Below are 21,128 nucleotides of genomic sequence, written 5' to 3' on the forward strand. Positions count from 1 at the left end.
CTAGGCGTCGGCGAGGATGGTGAGGACCGGGTCGGAGGTGTAGAAGGGCTCCAAGCGTTCGCGGATCAGCTTGGCCAGCACGCCGTTTCGTTTGGCGGCCTCGATGACGGCGGGGCCGTAGCGCAGGATCTCCTCGGCGATGTCGTCCGGGGTGACGTTCAGCTCCGGTAGCAGGGCGGCGAGGGTGTGGTCGCCGTACTTGGTGAAGAACACCTCCACGGCCTCGTCGAGCAGCAGGCCCACGTATTCCTTGTTGCGGCTGGTCTTCACGATCTCGTGGACGAGCAGTACCAGCTCGCGCAGGTCGGCCTTGCTCAGGTAGTCGCGCAGGCCGCTGACCGGCTCACCGGCGTGCAGATCCCAGAACTCCATGGCGGCGCCGTGCACCGGCGCCTCGCGCAGCGTCTCGCGAATGGCGTTGGTGACCCGCTTGAGCGCGAACAGCGTGCCCTTGGCGGCCAGGTCGCCGACGCGGCTGCCCTCGGCAGCCTTGCGCGCCGATTTCACCGCCGACTGTCCCAGCGACATCAGTGAATTCACGCCCGGCACCTTGCCCGCGATCTTCTTGTTCGCCTCGAGAATGTCGTCGATCAGCATATCGGTGAATTTGGCGGCGACCGGACCTGCCGTGGGCGCCTCGCTCAGCCGATCGAGCAACCGCTCCTGGGTGCCGTACATGCCGATGATCTTCTCCAGCAACGCCTCCACCGGCTCGCGGTCGACCACGTCGCCGAGGGTGTAGTCGTCATTGGCGGCGATGTGCTCGTAGAGGGAGTCGGACAGGACGCCGACCAGATCCTCCAGCAGAGGACTGGCTCCGCCGCGGTCGACCACCTTGCGGACGGTCTGCCTGGCCTGGTCGATCTCCACCACGTCCCGGAAGACGATGGTGTCGGCGACACCGATCACCGACTCCACGTCGCGGGCCACGACCTCGGCGAAACGCTCGCCGGAGACCTCCGCGAGGATGAAGTCGACCTGGGCATCGAGCAGTCGTTCGGCGATTTCCCGCGGCTCGGTCATGGAGTTCCACCCTCACTTCGTTCCCGGCCCGCCGGATCAGCCGGAATCGTTGCGCCGCATCGACTCCCGAATGCTGTCCAGGCGGTCCCGCGCGGCCTTCTCCCGCGCCTGCCACTGTTCGTCGGCGCTGCGGCCCGTGGGGGTCTCCCGATCGAGTTCGCTCATCCCCTGGGCGGTACCGAAGCGCTGCTCGACTTTATCGCGAACTGACTCGAAAGTAGGGACGCCGGAGGACGTATAACCGCCCGGCCCAGAAATACCCGTCGGTGGTACCGGTATCCCGGAAACCGGCGCGACCTGCCCGGATGCGCCGGACGAGGAGACTCCGCCGGAGCCGCCGGACGGTCCGGTGGTGGAAGTCACATCGGGCTCCACCGTGACATGACCGGCCGACGCCGACAGTTCCACGGCCACCCGATGCAACTGCTCGAGCCCCGGCCGCCCCGTGGTCGCGGTCACGACCACCGCCAGCAGATCCTCGTCCTTCAGACCCGCCAGCAGCGCCGCCATATCGCTGACATCAGACATGCACCCAGGCTACGCACGCGCGAGCCGACGCACCGGCGTACGAAACCCCTGGCTTCGGGAGGAGCGAGCGCCCTACTCCCCGCAGCCTTCGAGGCAGCCTTCGAGCGCCCTACTCCCCGCAGCCTTCGAGCGCCCTACTCCCCAGCACCGGGCGCGCCCACTCGGCAACGGTTTCGGCCCAATCGGGGGACAGCACCAGATCGTTGTGGGCGCCGCCGGGGTAGATCTTCAGCTGTTTCGGGCCGGGCGCGGCGTTGTACAGCTGGTGGGCCATGCGCACGGGCAGGAGCTCGTCGTTGTCGCCGTGCATGATCAGCATCGGCACGTGCAGGGTGCGGATGCGGCGAAGGCTCGGAAAGGCGTTGGGCACGAACGGTGTCGGCAGGAACGGATACACCGCCCGGGCGGCGTCGCGCAACCCGGTGAAGGTGGACATGAGGATCATCCCGACCGGCGGGAAGGCGGTGGCCAGCTCGATCATCACCGCTCCCCCGAGCGATTTGCCGAGATACAGCACGCGCTCCGTATCGATACCGGGCTGCCGTAGCAGTTCCTCGCGGGCCGCCCGCGCATCGAGATAGGCACCGCGTTCGCCGGGTCGGCCCCCGCTGCGCCCGTAACCCCGGTAATCGAAGATGAGCACGTCGAATCCGGCAGCCGCCAGCAGCGCCAGCACCGGCGACCGATCGCCGATATTGCCCCCGTTCCCGTGCGCGAACAGGATGTGGCCTACCGGTTTCTGCGCGCGCACGAGCCACGCGTTGATCCGCACCCCGTCGGCGGCGGTGAAATACAGATCCTCATAGGCCGCGCCGAACTCCGCGGGTGTCATCACGATCTCCCGCTCGGGCAGGAACGTCAGCGCGTTGAGGATCGGTTCGGCCGGATGTCGCATGAGTCCTTTCATACACCCCTGAAAAACCCTTTGTGCCGTCTCCGCCCATCCGGTTACGGTCCGACCATGGCTATCGAGCCCTCCGACGCGCCGACCGCGTCTTAGCTGCCGCGCTCCGCACTCCGCACCGGATACCCCTGCGGAGCGCCGACCGCTGTCTTTCTGCCTCGCGTCAGCTGCCCCCTTCCCCGCCGTGCTTTTCGGCGGGGTCCGCTCGATAACCATTCCGAGGATCTCCCATGTCCGAAGCCGATCTGCGCGCTGCCCTGCTCGCCCTGGTCATCCGCCCCGACGTGGGGCGGGATCCGCCCGCCCCCTTCCGCCTCCGCAACGGAAGACGACGGGAAGGAGACCCATGTCCAGTTCGATGTTCCGCAAGAAGTCACGGGCGAATGTCCGCGCCCACCGTGCCCGCTGGTTGGCCAATGTCGACCCGCCGCAGCTCATGCGCTGCCCGAATCCGGCCTGCGGCCGAGCCAAACCACGCCACATGGTGTGCCCGTCCTGCGGCCAATACCAGGGCCGCCAGGTAATCCGCCCCCGCGGATAGCACCGGGAAGGCGGCTGCCCACGGCCCCGCCATGGGCGGCCGCCGCCCTACGACGAGGAGAATGCGCCCATCGCCGCCTCGACCGCTGCGGCTCGCAGTTGTGCCTCGGGCACGTCGGTGAAGAGGGTGGCCGCGTCGGCCAGGCCACCCAATGCCACCGTGGTCCGGATCTTCTGCTCCACGCTGGGGTCGGGACCGTGCAGGATCGCCGCTGTTCGTTCCCGCCAGTTGATAACGCGATCGATCAACCCCAGTTCGGCCAGTGCGGCCGGTTCGACCAGGAGGAACTGCACCACGTCGCGATGACCGTAGTGGAAGTCGAAAAACACCTGGAACACGGTGCGCGCCTGAGGATCTGGGGCCTTCTCCAATTCCTCCACCGCGGCCTCACCAGCGATGAGCAATGGCTCGACGATGCTGCGCACCAGCTCCTCGCGCGAGGAAAAGTGGTAGTAGAGCGCAGGTTTGGTGATCTCGAGCCGATCGGCGATGTCCTGCAGGCTGGTCTTCTGCACGCCCTTTTGCGCGAACAACTCTCGGGCCACCGCCTGGATCCGCTGCCTGGTGTCCATTGTCACAGCACTCACCATGACTTACCATTCGTTAAGTACGCAACTTACTGTCCGATAAGTAAACGGGTGTGACATGCGGGTTCTCGTCTCGGGTGCGAGCATCGCCGGTCCTGTCCTGGCGTACTGGCTGGCCCGGTACGGCTTCACGGTCACCGTGGTGGAGAAGGCGTCGACCTTGCGTAAGGCGGGCGGACACGCGGTGGATCTGTTCAAACCGTCGATGACGATCTCCGAGCAGATGGGTGTGCTGCCCCGAATTCTGAAGGCGGCCACCGGCACCGAGCAGCTGATCGTCCACACCCGGCGGCGCAGCGTCCGGATGAATGTGACCAAACTTGTCTCGGCCGCGTCCGACCGGCACGTGGAGATCATGCGAGACGATCTGAGCGAGATCTATTACGACGCAACCGAAGACGATGTGGAGTACCTCTTCGGCAATGCCATCACCGAGATCTCCGAGGACGGTCGAGTCGGCTTCGAGAACGGTCCGGCGCGTGAGTTCGATCTGGTAATCGGCGCGGACGGGTTGCGTTCCAACGTCCGGCGTCTGATCTTCGGGGAGGTTCCCGAGCATTATCTGGGCGGCTACTTCGCGGTGATATCGGCGCCACGCGAACTCGCCGAGGCGAACAAGTTCGTGAGCTACCTGGACGCCGGACGCTGGATCGGGATCTACACCGCCGCACATCTTCCCGACGCGCGTCTGACCTTCCTCTTCCGCACCGACCAGCCTCTCGACTACGACCACCGCGATCTCGCTCGACAGAAAGAGCTGCTCCGCAAGGCGTTCGCCGGCTTCGCGCCCCAGGTGGACCGCTGGCTGACCGAACTGGACCACACCCCGACGTTCTACTTCGACTCGATCACTCAGTTGCGCGTCGACAGCTGGTCACGGGGCCGGGTCACACTCGTCGGCGACGCCGCCTATTGTCCGGGACCGGTGGTCGGTGGCAGCACCAGCCTGGCCGTACTCGGCGCCTACACCCTGGCCGGAGAGCTCGCCGCCGCCGACGGCGACCACACCATCGCCTTCCCCGCCTACGAGGCGGCCATGGCCGACGCGGTCCGAGGCAGCCGGGCCTTCGCCCTGCGCGCAGCCAAGACACTCGTCCCCGCCTCGGCCACCGGCGTTTGGGCACTCACCCAGAGCATCCGGCTCTTCAATATCCTGCCTGCCGGACTCAGCCGCGCGGTAGCCGAACTCAACACCACCGGCGTACGCATGCTCGACTCGATGACGGTCCCGGACTATTCCACCCGCATACCCGCCGACGAATAGGCCACCACCCCACCTCGTCACGCCGTCAAGGGCAACGTGGGCGTGCCGGTCGCGTACAACCCTGCAGGCGGCTGCGGCATCAGCTGGAGCTTGCGTTCCTCGGTCCAGGCGTAGTTGACCAAGGTGTTGAATTGGGCGACGAAATGATCGCGCCAGGTCTGGGAGCCGAATTGCATGGCCGTGTTCACCTGCAGCCAGCCGGAGGTGCTGAAGTTGACCGACCCCTCCCAACATTGCGGGCCGGACGGCGTGTCGGTGACGAAACCCTTGGTGTGGCAGATATATCGGGACCCGCTGGTGCTGGTACCGATGGTCACCTCCACCCCGGCGTCGACCAGTCGCTGCACCAGCGGTCGCTCGGTGGCCCCGGTGGACTGGGTGTGGTCGAGGTACAGATGCAGAGCCACCCCGTGCCGATGCGCGGCCACCAGTTCATCGATCGCGCCCGGCAGGGTGAATCCGTAGGCGATGATCCAGGTTTCGCCCGGTCCTGCGACCAGGTCGAGGAACCGCGCGCGGGCCTCGTCGTGGTCGCCGGGCATCAGATAGCACGTGAACGAACCGTCGATGACGAAGCTCATGCCGTCACGCTACAGCGACCGACCGGTCGCTACGCATAGCGCGGCGGCCTGTGTCAGCCCCGCAGCCGCGAGGCGAGGTCGGTGCGGAAGAACTCGATGAACCCCTCCGGATCCGGACCGGCGTTCTGCAGGACCACATGGTCGAATCCGGCGTCGGTGTACTCGCGGACCGCCGCCACATACGCCTCGGGATCGCTGCCGCAGGTGAACTGCTCCCGAATGTCGCTCTCGCGCACGGTTTTCGACGCGGCCTCGAAGTTGACCGGGTTGGGCAGCTCGCTCATGACCTTCCAGCCGGTCAGCGCCCACCGGGAGGTTTCCAGCGCCGCCTGGGCCGCGGCGTGCTCGTCGGGCGCCCAGGCCACCGGCACCTCCGCATACCGGGGGCCTTTCCCCCCGCACTGCTGATAGTGCTCGACGATGTCGCCGCGCGGTTCGGTGGCGAACAGGCCGTCCCCGAGTTCGGCCGCGAATTCGGCGGCCCGCTTACCGCCCGCCGCCACCGCGATCACCGGGAGCTCGTCGGGCAGGTCGAACACCCGCGCATCGGACAGCCGCAAGTATTTGCCCTCATACGACTGATACCCGCCACGCCACAGCAACCGGATGATCTCGAGCGCCTCCCGCAGCAACTCGTGCCGCCCCTGCACCGACTCCGGAAATCCGGGGCCCACGACATGCTCGTTCAGCCGCTCGCCGGATCCGACCCCCAGCGTGAACCGCCCCTCGGAGACCAGGGCCAGGGTGGCGGCGGCCTGCGCGATGATCGCGGGGTGATAGCGGACGGTCGGGCAGGTGACGCCGGTGGCCAGCCCGATCCGGTCGGTGCGCGCGGCGATCGCTCCCAGCACCGTCCATGCGAACGGGGAGTGCCCCTGGTTGTCCAGCCACGGGTGGTAGTGGTCGCTGATCTCGACGAAATCGAATCCGGCTTGCTCGGCCAGCTCCGCCTGACGGATCAACTCGGCCGGTCCGAACGCCTCCGCGGCGAGCTTGTATCCGATCTGCACGGGTGCCTCCCTCCGACGTATTCGAATCCTCTGGGCGACTACCCGAGCGTCCGAGGGGCAAACCGATGTTTGCCCGGCCCGGGATCTGTGAAGATCAACCGTGGGACGAAAGGAGCACGCATGGCCACCGTTGCCGAGCAGTTGGTGCGGATGCTGCAGAAGGCCGGCGTGCGGCGGGTCTACGGCGTGGTGGGCGACAGTCTCAACCCGATCGTGGACGCCATCCGCCGCACCGACGGCATCGACTGGGTGCACGTCCGGCACGAGGAGACCGCGGCCTTCGCCGCCGCGGCCGAGGCTCAGGTCACCGGCCGGCTCGCCGTCTGCGCTGGCAGCTGTGGGCCGGGCAATCTGCATCTGATCAACGGCCTGTACGACGCACATCGCAGCGGCGCGCCGGTCCTGGCGATCGCCTCGCACATTCCGTCGAAGGAAATCGGCACGGGCTACTTCCAGGAGACCCATCCGGACCGGTTGTTCGTGGAATGCAGTCACTACTGCGAGATGATCTCCCAGCCCGACCAGATGCCGCGGCTACTGACCATCGCCATGCAGACCGCCGCGGGCCGCGGCGGGGTCGCGGTGCTGACCATCCCGGGTGACGTCGCCGCCCGCACGGTGCCCGCTCCGACACCGGACACCGTCCGGCTCACCGCGATGTCGCCGGTGGTGCCGCCGGAGGACCGCGTCGCCGAGTTGGCCCGGCTGCTCGACGAATCCGAGAAGGTGATGCTGTTCTGCGGCGCCGGATGCCGCGACGCCCACGACGAGGTGATGCGGCTGGCGCAGGCCCTCGCCGCGCCGGTGGGTCACTCCCTGGGCGGTAAGGAGTGGATCCAGTACGACAATCCGTTCGATGTCGGCATGAGCGGGCTGCTCGGCTACGGCGCCTGCTACGACGCGATGCAGGCCGCCGATCGAATCGTATTGCTGGGCACCGATTTTCCCTACGACGACTTCCTGCCGCAGGCTCGCACGATACAGATCGACATCGACCCGGCCCGGCTGGGACGGCACACGCCGCTGGATCTGGCCGTGCACGGCGATGTGGGAGCGACGATTCGCGCAGTCCTGCCGCGCCTGCGCAAGCGCACGGATCGGTCGTATCTCGACGACATGCTGACCCAGCACATGCGCGGGCTGCAGCGCGTGGTCGACGCCTACACCCGAAACATCGAGCACCGCACGCCTATTCACCCCGAATACGCTGCGGCGGTCCTCGACGAGGTCGCGGCCGAGGACGCGGTGTTCACGGTGGACACCGGCATGGGCAATGTGTGGGCGGCGCGGTACCTCACGCCCAACGGCCGACGGCGGGTGATCGGGTCGTTCCGGCACGGCAGCATGGCCAATGCGTTGCCGCACGCGATCGGCGCGCAGCTGGCTCATCCTGAGCGGCAGGTGATTTCGATCTCCGGCGACGGCGGTCTGGCGATGCTGATGGGCGATCTGCTCACGGTGTCCGCCTACGACCTGCCGGTGAAGGTGGTGGTGTTCAACAACGCCTCGCTCGGCATGGTCAAGCTGGAGATGCTCGTCGACGGCTTCCCGGACTTCGGCACCGACCATCCCCAGGTCGATTTCCGCGCCATCGCCGCGGGCTGCGGAATCCCGGCTGTCCGAGTGGAAAAGCCCACCGAGATTCGCGACGCGCTGACCGATGCCCTGCGGCAACCCGGCCCGGCGCTGATCGAGTTGATCACCGACCCCAACGCCCTGTCCATCCCGCCCAAGATCACCGCCGCCCAGGTGCGCGGCTTCGCCCTCGCCGCGGGCCGCACGGTGCTCGACGGCGGAGTCGGCAAGATGATCGACCTGGCCCGCACCAACCTGCGCAACATCCCCCGCCCCTGAGATCCCCCGTCACACCGGGATGCGATGCTCCTCGACCGGTGTGCTCAGCCCCGTCCCGTTGAGATCCAGATACAGCAGTCGTTCGGTGACGGACAGGGTGACGGTGTTGCGGCGTTCGATCGCGGCGACCGCGCCATCGACGAAGCCCCGATCGAAGCTGTAGACCGGGATCTCCTCGCCCCGATGAATCCGCTTGCCCGCCAACTGTCCTAACACCTTGGCGGGCTCGCGGTGGGTGTAGACGGCAACGCGCCGCGCCAGTTTGCTCCCCCGGTGCACCCGCTCCGCATCGGGCGCACCGACCTCGATCCACGCGGTCACCCGCCCGGTCAGATCCCGCACCACCACCGCGGGCTCCTCGGTCGACGACACCCCACCATCACTGAAGGCGATCCCCTCCTCGTACTCGAGGCAGTAGGCCAGCAGCCGCGTCACCATGAACTCCACCGTCTCCGACGGATGCCGTGCCACCCGCACCTCCACGTCCTGATAGACGCCTCGGTCCACATCGGCCAGATGAACGGCGAAGGTATACAGAGTCGCGCTGAGAGCCATAGGACCAGCAGCCTAACCGCCGGGCTTCACTCGCCGAGAAGGGCGTCGTGACAACCCGAAACCCTGGCCTGGCCATCGCAAGATCCTGATTCCGGCATCGGACCCGCCGCACGGGCCGCTTCGCCTACCGCATGACGCTGCCGCACGATGTCGCCGCGCGGATGCACCACTGATATTGGCCCACAGCCGATCACGGTCGGCTGTGGGTGTTTATCCGGGTGCATCAGGGGTAGGTCGGCGGCGTGTGGTGCGCGTGCCCGGTGGCGCCGTAGCCCGCATCCGAATCTGTCATTGCCGTTCATCTGGAGGCATGCGATGAGGCCGGTATCCGCGAAAGCGCCGAATCGAGTTGCGGTAGCCAGTTACGACAGTTACTCCGCAGCCGAGCAAGCCGTCGACTCTGTGGCGGATCGCGGTTTCCCGGTGCAGCACACGACCATCTGCGGGGTGGGTCTGCGGTTGGCCGAACATGTGCTCGGCCGATTGACCTACCTGAAGGCGGCCGGTCTCGGCGCCCTGTGGGGTGTCTGGGCTGGGCTGCTGTGGGGGGTGGTCGCGGGCGCGCTCTCCGGCCTGATATGGCATGCGCTCTCGGGTGGTCGCCGGGACTTCCTGTCGGCGCGCGAGTTGCTCGCCGACCGATACGAGGTGCTGGTCGATCCCGAGTTCGCCGATCGGGCGCAGGAATTGCTGCAGCTGCCGGGTAGTGATCGAACCGAGGGGCGGATGTGACGGCCAAGGCAGTCGACCCCGTGTCACCCCGCCCGGATGTTACTCTGCTGCGCGTCAAGCTCATTCGCTCACCATCTGGTCGAAACCGTGAGACAAGCCCATGCAACTGCTGCGTCGACTCCTGTCGGGCCTGACGGTGCGCATAGGCGAGCTATTCGGGGCACTGTGCGCGTGTGCGGCGCTGCTACTCTCTGCCGCCGGGCCGACAGCCGCTGCCACGCCGAGCCATTACTTGGCCCTCGGCGACTCCATCGCCGCCGGGTACCGGGCCGATAGCAGCGGCGGGGACGTGGGCGCGTCGACGGCCCCTGGCAGTGGCTATGCCGATCTCATCGCCGATGCCCTGGCCCGACAGGCCACAGCAGCCCACCGGCCCTTCTCCTATACCAATCTTGCCCGTCCCGGGGAAACGACTCGCACCATGATCGAGGGCGCCGCTGGCCAACATCAACTCGACCGGCCGGCACCGCAGTTGGTGACGGCCGAAGAATTCTTGTGCGCGCACCACGAGGACCGGGTCGCGGTCACGATCGGGATCGGCCTCGAAAACATCCGGCCCTGCCTGGACGAGGCCGACATCGACTGCGTCTCCCGGGGAATCGGGGTAGTAGCACGCGATCTCGACACCATCCTGGGACGATTGCGGTCCGCGGCGGGATCGCAGGCCCGCATCGTCACCCTGGGCTACTACAACCCATACCTCGCACTGCCCCCGACCGCGGAGAGGGAAGCTGTTGCGGCCGTGGGTATTCCGGCGATCGACACGCTCAACGCCGTTATCTCGGCCGTCGCCGGCCGACACGGTGTGCCGATCGCAGAACTCGATACGGCGTTCGCGCGGCACTCCTACGCCCCACAGGTAACGCGCGACAGTCGACGGGTGCCGTTGAGCACTGCCCGGGTGTTGGAGTGGACGAATATGGCCGTGGCCGACATCCATCCCAATGAGGCCGGGCACCGCGCCATCGCCGATACCGTGGCTCCACTGCTTCGCTGCCGGTCCTAGGGCCCAGAGGCGCCCGCGAATCAATTCAGCGAGCACCACCATCTCCTCGCTGTCGTCGATGTCGATCAGCAACGGCACCGACAGCTCACAGCCCGGCTTCGAGTTCCGCGATCCGCCGGAGGTCGTCGGCCAGTTCCGGTCCGCCGACCCCGGCCGACTTGGCGCGGGTCAGCAGTTCTCGGGCGAGGTGCGGCTCGCCTTGGCGGACCGCCACGTCGGCCCGCAGCACCAGCAACTTCACGAGCTGGACCGCGGTCGGCTCCTCGTCGGTCCGATGCAGAGCCCGGTCCAGGACCTTCACCGCCAACTCCAAGTCCTGCTTGGAATCCGCGAACAGCGAGCCCATGTGGATCGCCCGGTCGAACGTCGCCTTCGGCAACGGCCGGTGCCGCTGGTCCTCGCTGATCGGCTGCGCAATCTGGAGGGTGTTCCCACCGGGATCGGTCACCAGGAACTCTCGCACCCCGTAGCTCTTGTCCTTCAACGCACCCACCCGCGGAACTCCCTGGGTGGGCACCGACCCGAAGGCCTCCTGCAGCCCTTCGGTGAAGACCGCGTACAGGTAGTCGACGTCATCGGTGTCGACCAGGCAGCCATGTGTGGAGGACGTCGGATCGAACTTCTTGTCTCCGTAGAAGTTCAGCTCGATACCCCCGCGCTTCACGCTCAGAAACTGGTACGGCACCGTCTGCCGGAACGTGATCTCAAACCCCAGCGCGGTGTAGAACTCGGCCATCACATCGATCGATCGGGTCATCAGCCTGGGAATCGTCTTCTCCGTCATATTCCCGAAGGTAGGGATCGACCCCGCCGCGCGCACATGAAAGTGAGAACCCCAACTTTCCCTGGTCATCGGCGGTTTCGTGCTATCTCCGGTCGATCGCGAACGCCCGCAGCGGCCGATGGCGCGATGTTCGCCACCGGCCGGCGCGCGCCCTGGCCGTCAGGCGCAGACGACGTTCAGCAGTACCGTGACCGGAATGTTGAGCGGCCACAGCGCCGGTGGGTTGTTCATCATGAACTGGTACAGCGGTTCGTGCAGGGCCTGGCATGCCGGGCTCTTCGTGCTCCAGTCCGGCTCCGGGCCGGGGGGCGACGCCTGCGCTACGGCCGCACCGGACAAGGTCAGCGCTCCCGCGAGGCCGATGGCGATCGTCAATTTCCGCATTCTCGAGTCTCCTTCTTTCTGCCGACCTAGTGCAGGAACGGCGAATTGTTGGCAGTCCCGTCAATGGGGGCCGATCTGACCTGTTCATTCCGGCGGATCGTCGGGTGAATACAGGTCACGACAGTATCGTCGGCAAACTTTCAGCAGACGATACGGTTGGGCAGGCTATTGTGACGAGCCTCACTCACTTAACAGCGGCCTTACCTCTGCTACCTGCGAATATGTAGCCGCACTGCCCGCGTGGAACGCCCGGCCACCATAGCCGGAAACGCCGATGCCAGTGCACTCCGTCGGCGGGGTGATACGGCCGAGCGCGGCCCACGAAGTCGTGGGCCGCGCTCGGGAAGGGTTCGGGCCGGCAGGCTAGCCGCGCAGGACCGCGCCCACGGCGTCCGAGGCGGCGGCGACGGCTGCGTCGCGGGCGGCGCTGGCCTCGTCCTCGGTGAGGGTGCGGTCGCCGGCGCGGAAGCGCAGGGCGTAGGTGAGGGATTTGCGGCCCTCGCCCGCCTGGGCGCCCTCGTAGACGTCGAACAGGGCGATGGACTCGAGCAGGGCGCCCGCGCCGGTGCGCAGTGCCGATTCGACCGAGGCGGCGGGGACCTGCTTGTCGACGCTCACCGACACGTCCTGCAGGACCGCGGGGAACGGTGAAACCGCTGGAGCGGAACGGGTTTCGCGCAAAGGCAGGGCGTCGAGGTCGAGTTCGACGGCGCAGGTGCGCGGCGGCAGGCCGGAGCGCTCCAGCACCGCCGGATGCAGTTCACCGGCGTGGCCGACGACCTCACCGTCGACGACCAGTTCGGCGCAGCGGCCCGGATGCCACGGCAGGTGCGTGGCGGCACGGCGCTCGATGGTCACCCCGGCCGCGTCGGCGACGGCGTCGACCAGCGCGAAGGCATCCGATGCCTCGGCCTGTCTACCCGGACCCCACGGACCGCGCGGCTCCCGCCGCCCGGCCAGCACGGCCGCCACATGCACCGGCTGCTCGGGCAGCGATTCCAGCAGCGTCCGGATCTGCTCGTCGGTCGGCCGCCGGTCGACCGGAAGCGGTTCCACCGCACGGGTATTCGGCGTGGGCAGCACCACCTGCGCGATACCGTAGATCGCAAGATCACGCTCGCCGCGAGAAATGTTGCGGGCGGCCACTTCCAGCAGGCCGGGCAGCAGTGTGGTGGCCAGCTCGGCCCGCTCGACATCGAGCGGGTTCAGCACCCGCAGGGTGTTGCGGCGCGAATCGTCGGCGTCCAGCCCCCACGTATCGAACGCTCCGCCGGGCATGAAGATCGGCGCGGGCACCTCGACACATCCGGCGAACGCCAGCGCCCGGCTCACGGCGCGGCGGCGACGCTGGGTGGGAGTCAAACCACGTCCGGCGGGTGCGCTCGGCAGCACGGACGGAATCTGCTCCAGACCCTCCAGCCGCAGCACCTCCTCCACCAGATCGGCGGGCTGGGTCAGGTCCGGACGCCAGCTGGGCGGGGTGACGACGAGCTGCCCGTGCCCGGATTCGCTGACACCCACCTCGACGGCACAGCCGATCTGAGCCAGCCGCCGCGCGGAGGTGCCGGTCGGATAACCGACGCCCGCGGTCCGGTCGGCCAGGTCGATATCGATGCGGATCGGCTGCGGACCCGGCGTCGGCACCCGCACGTCGGTGAGTGCGGATTCCACAGTGCCACCGGCGATCTCGACGAGCAGGCTGGCGGCCCGGTCGAGCGCGGCGACATTGACCTCGGGATCGACGACCCGTTCGTACCTCTTGGCGGCCTCCGACGGCAGCTTGTGGCGGCGCACGGTGCGGGCGACGGCAACCGGATTCCAGGTCGCCGCCTCCAGCAGGATGTCGGTGGAATCGCCGCTCACCTCGGTGCTCGCGCCGCCCATCACACCGGCCAGCGACTGCACACCGGAATCGTCGGCGATCACCACGTCCTCGGCGTCCAGCACGCGCTCCACGTCGTCGAGGGTGCGCAGCGTCTCACCCTTGTGGGCGCGGCGAACCACCAAGCCGCCGTTGAGCTTCGACGCATCCCAGGCGTGCAGCGGCTGCCCGAGTTCGAGCATCACGTAGTTGGTGACATCGACGGCGGGTGAGATCGGCCGCACGCCCGACAGCAGCAGTCGCCGTTGCAACCACCACGGGCTGACGGCCGCCGGATCGATCCCGGTCACTCGGCGCACCGCGAACCGGGTGCACAGCGACTCCGGTTCCAGCCGCACCGACCACGCCTCGGCCTCATCGTCCGGCAGCGTCCGCACGGCGGGATCGGCGTATTCCAGGTCGAATCCGCAGGCCAGCTCGCGCGCCAGGCCGCGCACGGAGAACGCGTATCCGCGGTCGGGGGTGATGGCCAGCTCGACCACCGTGTCGTCGAGTCCCAGCAGCGCGTTGGCATCCGTGCCCGGCTCGGCGGTCCCCGGCTCCAGCACCAGGATGCCGGAGTGGTCCTTGCCGATGCCGAGTTCGGCGACCGAGCAGATCATGCCGTTGGAGATGTGCCCGTAGGTCTTGCGCGAGGTGATCTTGAATCCGCCCGGCAGCACACCGCCCGGCAGCACCACCACGACCAGGTCATCGACCTCGAAGTTGGTTGCGCCGCAGATGATCTCCTGCAGCTCGGGCTTGCCGATGTCGACCTTGCAGAATCGGATGGGCTTCTTGAACTCGGTCAATTCGGTGATCTCGGCGACCCGCCCGACGACCAGGGGATGCTCGACCTCCCCCTCGACCCGCTCGAGCTTATCGATCTCCTCGACCTCGAGTCCGACCCGGACGAACCCGGCGTCGAGTTCTTCCGGCGTCACCGACCACTCCGGGCTGGTGCGCTGCAGGACTTCGGTCAGCCACGACTGCGCTACTCGCACTTGACGTTTCGCTTCCTCGTTATTCGGGGGACGGTCAGGACTGGATGCCGAAGGGCAGCGTGAATCGCACGTCGCCTTCGACCATGTCGCGCATGTCGGGAATGCCGTTGCGGAACTGTAGCGTGCGCTCCAGACCCATACCGAAGGCGAAGCCGCTGTACACCTCCGGGTCGATGCCGCTGGCGATGAGCACCTTCGGGTTCACCATCCCGCAGCCGCCCCACTCGATCCAGCCGGCGCCGCCCTTCTTGTCCGGGAACCAGACGTCCACCTCGGCGGACGGCTCGGTGAACGGGAAGTAGCTGGGGCGCATGCGGGTTCGGGTCTCGGGGCCGAACAGCGCCCGCGCGAACGCGTCGAGCGTGCCGCGCAGATGCGCCATGGTCAGGCCCTTGTCGACAGCCAACCCCTCGACCTGGGAGAAGATCGGGGTGTGGGTGGCGTCCAGCTCGTCGGTGCGGTACGTACGGCCGGGGCACACGACGTAGATCGGCAGCTCCCGTTCGAGCATGGCCCGCACCTGCACCGGCGAGGTGTGGGTGCGCAATACCTGCCGCGACCCCTCGGGCGCGACGTAGAAGGTGTCCTGCATGGTCCGCGCGGGGTGGTCGGGCAGGAAGTTCAGCGCGTCGAAGTTGAAGTGGTCGGTCTCCACCTCGGGCCCCTCGGCGACCTCCCAGCCCATCCCCACGAAGACGTCGGCGATCCGCTCGGACAGGGTGGTGAGCGGGTGCCGCGCACCCACCGGCTGCCGCCGCGCGGGCAGGGTGACATCGATGGCCTCGGCCACCAGCACCGCGGCGTCGCGCTCGGCCTGCAGTTCGGCGTGGCGAGCCTCATACGCCGCCGACACCCGGGCGCGGGCCACGTTGACGCGCTTACCGGCCTCGGCCTTCTGATCTTTGGGCAGGCTGCCGAGCGATCGCTGTGCCAGCGCGATGGGCGATTTTCCGCCCATATATTCGGTCTTCGCGGCGGCGAGCGCGTCGAGGTCGGTGGCAGCGGCGAACGCCTTCTCCGCGGCTTCGGCCGCGGCAGTGAGCGACTCTTCGCTCAGTGCCGCTGTCTGCTCGGCTCGTGCGTTGTCGTCGGCCACGATGCTTCGTCACTCCCCTGGCTGGTACCGGTCTGCAGGCGGGATGCCCACCCACATTGTTGCTGGTCGCATCGTAAGCGATGTAATCAGCCCGTCTCACCCGCATTTCCCACCCGCCCAGCAGGCACATTCGACGGCACGGCCAGCTCATCGGCGCTGCGGGCGATCTCCGGCAGGCGTGCCGGGTCGGCGAGCAGTCCGGCCAGGGCGAATTCGGTGATCTCGGGCGGGCTGACCGCGATCCCCGGCAACGCCAGCGCATCGAACAGGGCCAGCACCAGCCGCGCGGCGGAGACGGTGTCGATCGGACGGATGTCACCCTCGCGCTGGCCGGCCGCCACCAGGCTCACGACCACCTGTTCGAGTCGCTCCAGCAGATCCCGCTCCGCAGCGAAGCGATCCTGTTGCAGTTCGGGCGCGCTGAAAATCGACGCCAGCAGATACGGCGAATCGTGCAGATGCCGCAGCGTGTCCAGCAACCAGCAATGCAGTTTCACCACGGCCGGCGCCGAGACCGCGTCCAGCCGCTCGGCCAACGCCAAGGGGCGGTCGACGGCCGAGCGAATCAGCGCGACGAGGATGTCGTCCTTGGCGGAGAAGTGCTTGTAGATGGCCGGTTGCTGCACGCCGACCCGGAAGGCGATATCGCGGGTGGAGGTGCCGGAGTACCCCCGCACGGCGAAGAGTTCGGCAGCCGTGCGCAGGATACGTTCGGCCGCCGGGCTCCAGGTCGGGGGCTGCGACATACCGATCAGGGTATCGATGAACCTCCCATCGCGTGCGCGAGGTTCCGGTAGAACGCCAAGATCCCCGGCTGTTCTTTCGGGCTGAGGTGTCCGCGCGTGGTGAAGCGCGACGCGGTACCCCGCTGCACGTCTTCCAGTCCCGACCGGTCCTCCTCGTTGATCATCGCGGTCACGGCCTGTTGGGTGCGGGCCGTGGCCTCGGGGATACCGGCGAGGTCGGGTGTGGTGAGGACACCGCCGATGACCTCCACCCGGTCGATCGCCAGCGGAATGAAACTGAACCACACGACCTGGTCGCCCATGGCGATGAACGCCCCGCAGGGGAAGGCCATCACCAGCATGCCGTGGGTCTTCTGCATCTCGGTCAGCTCCAGCGACCCCGGTTCCGCGCGGAACGCGAGAGGGATGCGGATATTGGAGACCCACGGCGAATAGGAGTCGATGTGTATGTCGGCGCCGCCGGGCATGTACGGCTGCAATGTCTTCGGGTGCAGGCCGAGAACGTGGTAGTTCTCGTGGCCGTTCTCCATGACCAACTTCCAGTTGGCCCTCCACTCCAGCCGCCACGCATCCACCTGGACCAGCTGATCGAGGCGGTAGTTGGCGTACTCGGGGGCGATCAGATCCAGGTGCGCCGACAGGGATTCGGCCTCGGCGTCGAGGTTCACCCAGACCAGGCCGTTCCACTCTTCGACGGCGAAGGCGGGCAGGCGGCATTGCTCAGGGTCGAATTCCTTGTTGCCGCCCATGTACGGCGCGCCGCGCAGACGGCCGTCGAGGCCGTACTTCCATAGGTGATAGCGGCAGGTGAAGGCGTTGGTTCGCCCGGCGCCCGGCGCGACCAGCGGCATCAGCCGGTGGCGGCAGATCGGCGAGAGCGCGTGCAGTCGCCCGTCGTCGGCGCGCACGACGACAACCGCTTCGCCCGCGACCGACACCGAGACATAGTCGCCGGGCTCGGCGAGCTGGTCGGTGTGGGCCACCAGCATCCAGGTGCGGGCGAAGATCCGCTCGCGCTCCAGTTCCCACAGTTCCGCAGAGGTGTAGGCGGCGGGCGACAAGGTGAGCGCCGGGGGCGAATCACCAAGGTACTCGTGCAGTTCTGCGAGCAGGGCGTCGACGGAATGGTCGGTGGTGACGGCGGTGGACATACAGAGACCTCCTCGTTGGGTTATCATCCGATAACCTTCTCCAGGTTATCAACCGATAACCTCTCGTCAAGGAGAATTTGGAGGTCGCCTCCCTCCATCGACGGACCCGTCGCTCCTACTCGTCGGCGGGCCGCGCCGGTATCGAGTGATTCAGATAGGCATCGGTCACCGGGGCCACCCGAGTGTCCCAGGAGCGGCAGATCAGGTAGGTGCTCACCACCATGTCGACACCGGAGACGGGCAGCACGGAAAACGCGTGCCGGTCCGCGTCGCGTGCGACGTCCGACTCCGGCTGCACGATCGCGAACCGTTTACCCGTCGTCAGCAGCAGGAGCATGCCGCCACCGTCGGAGAATCGCAGCGTGGGGTCGGTGACGATACCCACGTCGGCCAGATTCTGGCGCGTCTGCGGCGACAGCTCCCAGTGCCTGGGCCCGGGTAGGTGGGTGAAACCCTGTAAATCCCTGACTCGCAGCGACTTTCGGCCAGGGAAGTGCGCGGCGTCCAGCATCACCATCAAGGCTTCGGTGTAGAGCAGCGTCGCGCTCAACGTCGCGTGGACGGCGGGCACGTGCGAGAACGCGATATCGATCTTGTTCTCGAGCAGCTCCTCCTCCATCGCCAGAGACGGCATCTGCCGCACATCGATGTGAAAGTCCTCGGCCAGCTTCCGATTGGCCGCGACGATCCGGGTGCGGTGCTGCGGATTCAGCGAGTCGGGGATCGCGACCCGCACGCGCGCGCCGGGCGCGGGCGCGCGCACCACCGCGGGCAGGGCGTCGAAGTCGGCGACGAGCCGCGCCGCGACGGGCAGCAGCGCTTCCCCCGCCGGGGTCAGGCGGGTGTGGTGGGTCGATCTGTCGAACAGCGGCTTACCGAGTTCGCGCTCGAGCGCCTTGATGCGCTGGCTGAGCGGCGGCACCGACATCCGCAGCGCGTCGGCGGCCCGGGTGAAGTTCAGTTCACGGGCGACCGCGAGGAAGTACCGCAGGTGACGGATCTCCATAACGCAGCATCGTAACCACCCGCCCTCGACCGGCCGGTGTTATCACGGTGGTCATACCGTTTCGAGGGAAACGGTCATTCCTTTGTCGGGATCGGAAACATAGCGTTGATCATCGACAGACCGGATCGGATGGAAGGTTCTTACAATGCTTTCGACGCGTCACGTCGAATCACTCGATTCTTCTCCACTGAATATCGGCGGCACGCCGAAAGGACCGCTGGCCGGTATCCGCATCATCGACTTGTCCACCGTGGTGATGGGGCCGCTGGCCACCCAGATCCTGGGCGACCTCGGCGCGGACGTGATCCGTATCGAACCGCCGTACGACAGTGCCCGTTTTTCCCCTTCCCCCGATATGGCCAGGAATTTGGGAATGTCGCCGCTGTATCTACAGGTCAATCGCAACAAACGCAGCATTGCACTGAATTTGAAGGATGCCGACGACCGCGCGGCGCTGTTCGAACTGCTGGAGAGCAGCGATGTCTTCGTGACGAATATGCGGTGGCAGGCACTCGAGCGACTCGGCCTGGGATACGACCAGCTCCACGAGCGCTTCCCGCAGCTGGTGTATGCCCACGCCCAGGGCTTCCACCGGTCCTCCACGCAGAGCTCGCGCCCCGCGTACGACGAGGTGATCCAGGCCGTGAGCGGCCTGGTCAGCCTGCAGGAACATGCCAGCGGTTCGTTGCAGTTCATGCCGACGTTCATCGCCGACAAATCGGCCTCGCTCTACCTGGCCCTCGGCGTGGTGTCGGCCCTCTACCACCGCCGGGTGAGCGGGACCGGCCAGCGGATCGAACTGGCGATGGCCGACGCCATGATCGCCCTCACCGCCGTCGAACACATGGCCGGTGACGTGCACGTTCCGGCGACCGGCCCGGCGGGCAACCCCCTCAGCCTGGTACCCGAGCACGCGGCGCTGCGCACCAAGGACGGCGCGATCGCGGCGGTGGCCTACACCCTGCAGGACATCAAGCGACTCCTGATCGGCGCGGGTCTGGACGACCTTGCGGCCCAACCGATATGGGACTCCGAGGAGCCCGATCGCGACGCGTATCTGATGGGCCTGGGTGCGGTGCTGGCGCATTCGGCGGAGAAGACGACCGCGGAATGGGAAACCTACCTGCGCGACAACGATATTCCCTTCGGCGTCGTCCTCGATATCGAGCATCTCGCCGAGGACGAGTACGTGCGGGAAATGGGGTTGATCCGCGAGGCCGAGCATCCGACCGAGGGCACGATCAGGCTGGTCGCCAATCCTCTCGGTTTCTCCGACACACCCGTCGACATCCGCAGGCACGCAGAACTTCCCGGCCAGAGCACCGCGGAAGTCCTGGCGTCCGTGCGATCCACAGCCAAGGGAAAGAAGGCGTGATGAATCTCGAATTGTCCCCCGCGGAAATCGCGTTCCGCGACGAATTGCGCGCGGTGTTCCTCGGTAAGATCCCCGAGGACGTGCGCGAGCGCTCGGCACAGGGCCTGGCCACGCGCGACGACATCGTCACCGCGCAGCGCATTCTGAACGAGCACGGGCTCGCGGTGCCGCACTGGCCGGTGGAATGGGGCGGCCGGGACTGGACCCCGACCCAGGCGCACATCTACCGGACCGAACTGCAGCGCGCCGCGGTCCCGCCCCCACTGGCATTCAACGTGAGCATGGTGGGCCCGATCATCGCCGAATTCGGTACCGAAGAACAGCGGCGGAAGTTTCTGCCCGCCACGGCGAACCTGGATATCTGGTGGTCCCAAGGCTTTTCGGAGCCGGAGGCCGGATCGGACCTGGCCGGGCTGAAGACGACCGCCCGCCGCGACGGCGACGAATACATCGTCAACGGCCAGAAGACCTGGACCACCCTGGGCCAGTATGGCGATTGGATGTTCCTGCTCGCCCGGACCGATCCGCAGGCGCAGCGCAAACAGCAGGGCATCTCGTTTCTGCTGCTCGATCTGACAACCCCCGGCATCGAACGCCGCCCGATCCGGCTGATCGACGGCGGAGTCGAGGTCAACGAGTTCTTCTTCGACAACGTGCGCGTTCCGGCGGAAAACCTGGTGGGCGAGGAGAACAAGGGCTGGACCTACGCGAAGTTCCTGCTCGGCAACGAACGCGACGGCATCGCCCAGATCGGCACCGGCCAGCGCATGTTCGCCGAACTGGCCCGGTTCGCCGAGGCGCGAGACCTCGCCGCCGATCCGGATTTCCGGTCCCGGCTGCACGCGACGAAGTTGCGGCTGCTGGCCATCGAGGCCACCCAACTGCGGGTCACCGGAGCCTCCGAACGCGGCGAGCCCAGCCCTGTCTCCTCGCTGCTCAAACTGGCGGGAACCCAGGCGCTGCAGGAACTCTCGGCCCTGCGCATGCAGGCCGCCGGTTCGGACGCGCTGCTGGTGGCCGACGACGACCTGTCGAGCGCGCAGTACCTGAATCTGCGCAAGCTCTCGATTTTCGGTGGCTCCAACGAGATTCAGCGTGGAGTCATCGCCAAGACAATTCTCGGACTGTGAGGAGCG

General features: G+C 67.2%; 21 protein-coding genes. 7 read left to right on the top strand and 14 right to left on the bottom strand.

Going from position 1 to position 21,128, the window contains the following annotated elements:
- The 3 genes from IU452_RS15555 to IU452_RS15565 form a co-directional block, all read right to left on the bottom strand.
- Positions 1–1,023, bottom strand: coding sequence for a hypothetical protein (locus IU452_RS15555; RefSeq protein WP_195109781.1), 1,023 nt, complete (start codon positions 1,021–1,023; stop codon positions 1–3).
- Positions 1,024–1,059: 36 nt separating this feature from the next.
- Complete coding sequence (locus IU452_RS15560) at positions 1,060–1,551, bottom strand: hypothetical protein (RefSeq protein ID WP_195109782.1); 492 nt, start codon at positions 1,549–1,551, stop codon at positions 1,060–1,062.
- Between the two features lie 109 nt (positions 1,552–1,660).
- Positions 1,661–2,446: an alpha/beta hydrolase gene (locus tag IU452_RS15565; RefSeq protein WP_195109783.1), complete on the bottom strand. Its 786-nt coding sequence runs from the start codon at positions 2,444–2,446 to the stop codon at positions 1,661–1,663.
- Positions 2,447–2,801: 355 nt separating this feature from the next.
- Here IU452_RS15565 and rpmF point away from each other — a divergent pair, with 355 nt between their 5' ends.
- Positions 2,802–2,996 (top strand): 50S ribosomal protein L32, encoded by a 195-nt coding sequence (gene rpmF, locus IU452_RS15570; protein WP_228817918.1) that lies wholly within the window; start codon positions 2,802–2,804, stop codon positions 2,994–2,996.
- Positions 2,997–3,043: 47 nt separating this feature from the next.
- On the opposite strand, the gene IU452_RS15575 is transcribed toward rpmF, so the two are convergent.
- Positions 3,044–3,586, bottom strand: a complete 543-nt coding sequence (locus tag IU452_RS15575) for a TetR/AcrR family transcriptional regulator (RefSeq protein WP_416382326.1) — start codon at positions 3,584–3,586, stop codon at positions 3,044–3,046.
- 55 nt (positions 3,587–3,641) lie between these two features.
- Here IU452_RS15575 and IU452_RS15580 point away from each other — a divergent pair, with 55 nt between their 5' ends.
- Positions 3,642–4,847 (top strand): FAD-dependent monooxygenase, encoded by a 1,206-nt coding sequence (locus tag IU452_RS15580; protein ID WP_195109784.1) that lies wholly within the window; start codon positions 3,642–3,644, stop codon positions 4,845–4,847.
- A 17-nt stretch (positions 4,848–4,864) separates the two neighbouring features.
- Here the strand turns inward: IU452_RS15580 and IU452_RS15585 are convergent, their stop codons facing one another.
- Together IU452_RS15585 and IU452_RS15590 are read right to left on the bottom strand one after the other, a co-directional pair.
- Positions 4,865–5,428 (bottom strand): phospholipase D-like domain-containing protein, encoded by a 564-nt coding sequence (locus tag IU452_RS15585; RefSeq protein WP_195109785.1) that lies wholly within the window; start codon positions 5,426–5,428, stop codon positions 4,865–4,867.
- A 53-nt stretch (positions 5,429–5,481) separates the two neighbouring features.
- On the bottom strand, positions 5,482–6,438 hold the full coding sequence (locus IU452_RS15590) for a TIGR03557 family F420-dependent LLM class oxidoreductase (RefSeq protein WP_195109786.1): 957 nt from the start codon (positions 6,436–6,438) through the stop codon (positions 5,482–5,484).
- Positions 6,439–6,558: 120 nt separating this feature from the next.
- On the opposite strand from IU452_RS15590, the gene IU452_RS15595 reads away from it, so the two are divergent.
- On the top strand, positions 6,559–8,292 hold the full coding sequence (locus IU452_RS15595; protein WP_195109787.1) for a pyruvate dehydrogenase: 1,734 nt from the start codon (positions 6,559–6,561) through the stop codon (positions 8,290–8,292).
- Between the two features lie 9 nt (positions 8,293–8,301).
- Here IU452_RS15595 and IU452_RS15600 read toward each other — a convergent pair whose 3' ends face one another.
- On the bottom strand, positions 8,302–8,847 hold the full coding sequence (locus IU452_RS15600) for a YaeQ family protein (protein ID WP_195109788.1): 546 nt from the start codon (positions 8,845–8,847) through the stop codon (positions 8,302–8,304).
- Positions 8,848–9,162: 315 nt separating this feature from the next.
- On the opposite strand from IU452_RS15600, the gene IU452_RS15605 reads away from it, so the two are divergent.
- Both IU452_RS15605 and IU452_RS15610 read left to right on the top strand, forming a co-directional pair.
- Positions 9,163–9,579, top strand: a complete 417-nt coding sequence (locus IU452_RS15605; RefSeq protein ID WP_195109789.1) for a general stress protein — start codon at positions 9,163–9,165, stop codon at positions 9,577–9,579.
- A gap of 100 nt (positions 9,580–9,679) precedes the next feature.
- Positions 9,680–10,585 (top strand): SGNH/GDSL hydrolase family protein, encoded by a 906-nt coding sequence (locus tag IU452_RS15610; RefSeq protein WP_195109790.1) that lies wholly within the window; start codon positions 9,680–9,682, stop codon positions 10,583–10,585.
- An 85-nt stretch (positions 10,586–10,670) separates the two neighbouring features.
- Here the strand turns inward: IU452_RS15610 and IU452_RS15615 are convergent, their stop codons facing one another.
- The 7 genes from IU452_RS15615 to IU452_RS15645 all read right to left on the bottom strand — a co-directional run bounded on the left by IU452_RS15615 (position 10,671) and on the right by IU452_RS15645 (position 18,617).
- Positions 10,671–11,369, bottom strand: coding sequence for a bleomycin resistance protein (locus IU452_RS15615; protein ID WP_228817922.1), 699 nt, complete (start codon positions 11,367–11,369; stop codon positions 10,671–10,673).
- 159 nt (positions 11,370–11,528) lie between these two features.
- A complete protein-coding gene (locus IU452_RS15620) occupies positions 11,529–11,753 on the bottom strand; it encodes a hypothetical protein (protein ID WP_195109791.1) in 225 nt (74 codons plus the stop codon).
- A gap of 363 nt (positions 11,754–12,116) precedes the next feature.
- Entirely contained in the window at positions 12,117–14,618 is a 2,502-nt protein-coding gene (pheT, locus tag IU452_RS15625) for a phenylalanine--tRNA ligase subunit beta (protein ID WP_195109792.1), read from the bottom strand.
- A 34-nt stretch (positions 14,619–14,652) separates the two neighbouring features.
- Positions 14,653–15,714, bottom strand: coding sequence for a phenylalanine--tRNA ligase subunit alpha (gene pheS, locus IU452_RS15630; protein WP_195109793.1), 1,062 nt, complete (start codon positions 15,712–15,714; stop codon positions 14,653–14,655).
- A gap of 86 nt (positions 15,715–15,800) precedes the next feature.
- A complete protein-coding gene (locus IU452_RS15635; RefSeq protein ID WP_195109794.1) occupies positions 15,801–16,460 on the bottom strand; it encodes a TetR/AcrR family transcriptional regulator in 660 nt (219 codons plus the stop codon).
- Between the two features lie 5 nt (positions 16,461–16,465).
- Positions 16,466–17,611 carry an aromatic ring-hydroxylating oxygenase subunit alpha gene (locus IU452_RS15640; protein ID WP_195109795.1) on the bottom strand — a complete coding sequence of 382 codons (1,146 nt, stop codon included), beginning with the start codon at positions 17,609–17,611 and terminating at the stop codon, positions 16,466–16,468.
- A gap of 115 nt (positions 17,612–17,726) precedes the next feature.
- Positions 17,727–18,617, bottom strand: coding sequence for a LysR family transcriptional regulator (locus IU452_RS15645; RefSeq protein WP_195109796.1), 891 nt, complete (start codon positions 18,615–18,617; stop codon positions 17,727–17,729).
- 145 nt (positions 18,618–18,762) lie between these two features.
- Between IU452_RS15645 and IU452_RS15650 the strand changes: the two genes are divergently transcribed.
- Both IU452_RS15650 and IU452_RS15655 read left to right on the top strand, forming a co-directional pair.
- The gene (locus IU452_RS15650; protein ID WP_195109797.1) at positions 18,763–19,992 is read left to right on the top strand and encodes a CaiB/BaiF CoA transferase family protein; all 1,230 of its coding nucleotides are present in this window, start codon (positions 18,763–18,765) and stop codon (positions 19,990–19,992) included.
- Positions 19,992–21,122, top strand: coding sequence for an acyl-CoA dehydrogenase family protein (locus IU452_RS15655; protein WP_195109798.1), 1,131 nt, complete (start codon positions 19,992–19,994; stop codon positions 21,120–21,122). The genes IU452_RS15650 and IU452_RS15655 overlap by 1 nt, the downstream gene beginning before the upstream one ends.
- Positions 21,123–21,128 lie beyond the last annotated feature (6 nt).

It is taken from the genome of Nocardia transvalensis (genome assembly GCF_015477765.1).
GTDB classification, from domain to species: Bacteria; Actinomycetota; Actinomycetes; order Mycobacteriales; family Mycobacteriaceae; genus Nocardia; species Nocardia transvalensis_A.

What these genes read in the sequence shown, in the direction of transcription:
- IU452_RS15555 (WP_195109781.1), bottom strand. Translation starts at nt 1,023, where the DNA reads ATGACCGAGCCGCGGGAAATCGCCGAACGACTGCTCGATGCCCAGGTC.
- IU452_RS15560 (WP_195109782.1), bottom strand. Translation starts at nt 1,551, where the DNA reads ATGTCTGATGTCAGCGATATGGCGGCGCTGCTGGCGGGTCTGAAGGAC.
- IU452_RS15565 (WP_195109783.1), bottom strand. Translation starts at nt 2,446, where the DNA reads ATGCGACATCCGGCCGAACCGATCCTCAACGCGCTGACGTTCCTGCCC.
- rpmF (WP_228817918.1), top strand. Translation starts at nt 2,802, where the DNA reads ATGTCCAGTTCGATGTTCCGCAAGAAGTCACGGGCGAATGTCCGCGCC.
- IU452_RS15575 (WP_416382326.1), bottom strand. Translation starts at nt 3,586, where the DNA reads ATGGTGAGTGCTGTGACAATGGACACCAGGCAGCGGATCCAGGCGGTG.
- IU452_RS15580 (WP_195109784.1), top strand. Translation starts at nt 3,642, where the DNA reads ATGCGGGTTCTCGTCTCGGGTGCGAGCATCGCCGGTCCTGTCCTGGCG.
- IU452_RS15585 (WP_195109785.1), bottom strand. Translation starts at nt 5,428, where the DNA reads ATGAGCTTCGTCATCGACGGTTCGTTCACGTGCTATCTGATGCCCGGC.
- IU452_RS15595 (WP_195109787.1), top strand. Translation starts at nt 6,559, where the DNA reads ATGGCCACCGTTGCCGAGCAGTTGGTGCGGATGCTGCAGAAGGCCGGC.
- IU452_RS15600 (WP_195109788.1), bottom strand. Translation starts at nt 8,847, where the DNA reads ATGGCTCTCAGCGCGACTCTGTATACCTTCGCCGTTCATCTGGCCGAT.
- IU452_RS15605 (WP_195109789.1), top strand. Translation starts at nt 9,163, where the DNA reads ATGAGGCCGGTATCCGCGAAAGCGCCGAATCGAGTTGCGGTAGCCAGT.
- IU452_RS15610 (WP_195109790.1), top strand. Translation starts at nt 9,680, where the DNA reads ATGCAACTGCTGCGTCGACTCCTGTCGGGCCTGACGGTGCGCATAGGC.
- IU452_RS15615 (WP_228817922.1), bottom strand. Translation starts at nt 11,369, where the DNA reads ATGACGGAGAAGACGATTCCCAGGCTGATGACCCGATCGATCGATGTG.
- IU452_RS15620 (WP_195109791.1), bottom strand. Translation starts at nt 11,753, where the DNA reads ATGCGGAAATTGACGATCGCCATCGGCCTCGCGGGAGCGCTGACCTTG.
- IU452_RS15635 (WP_195109794.1), bottom strand. Translation starts at nt 16,460, where the DNA reads ATGTCGCAGCCCCCGACCTGGAGCCCGGCGGCCGAACGTATCCTGCGC.
- IU452_RS15640 (WP_195109795.1), bottom strand. Translation starts at nt 17,611, where the DNA reads ATGTCCACCGCCGTCACCACCGACCATTCCGTCGACGCCCTGCTCGCA.
- IU452_RS15645 (WP_195109796.1), bottom strand. Translation starts at nt 18,617, where the DNA reads ATGGAGATCCGTCACCTGCGGTACTTCCTCGCGGTCGCCCGTGAACTG.
- IU452_RS15650 (WP_195109797.1), top strand. Translation starts at nt 18,763, where the DNA reads ATGCTTTCGACGCGTCACGTCGAATCACTCGATTCTTCTCCACTGAAT.
- IU452_RS15655 (WP_195109798.1), top strand. Translation starts at nt 19,992, where the DNA reads ATGAATCTCGAATTGTCCCCCGCGGAAATCGCGTTCCGCGACGAATTG.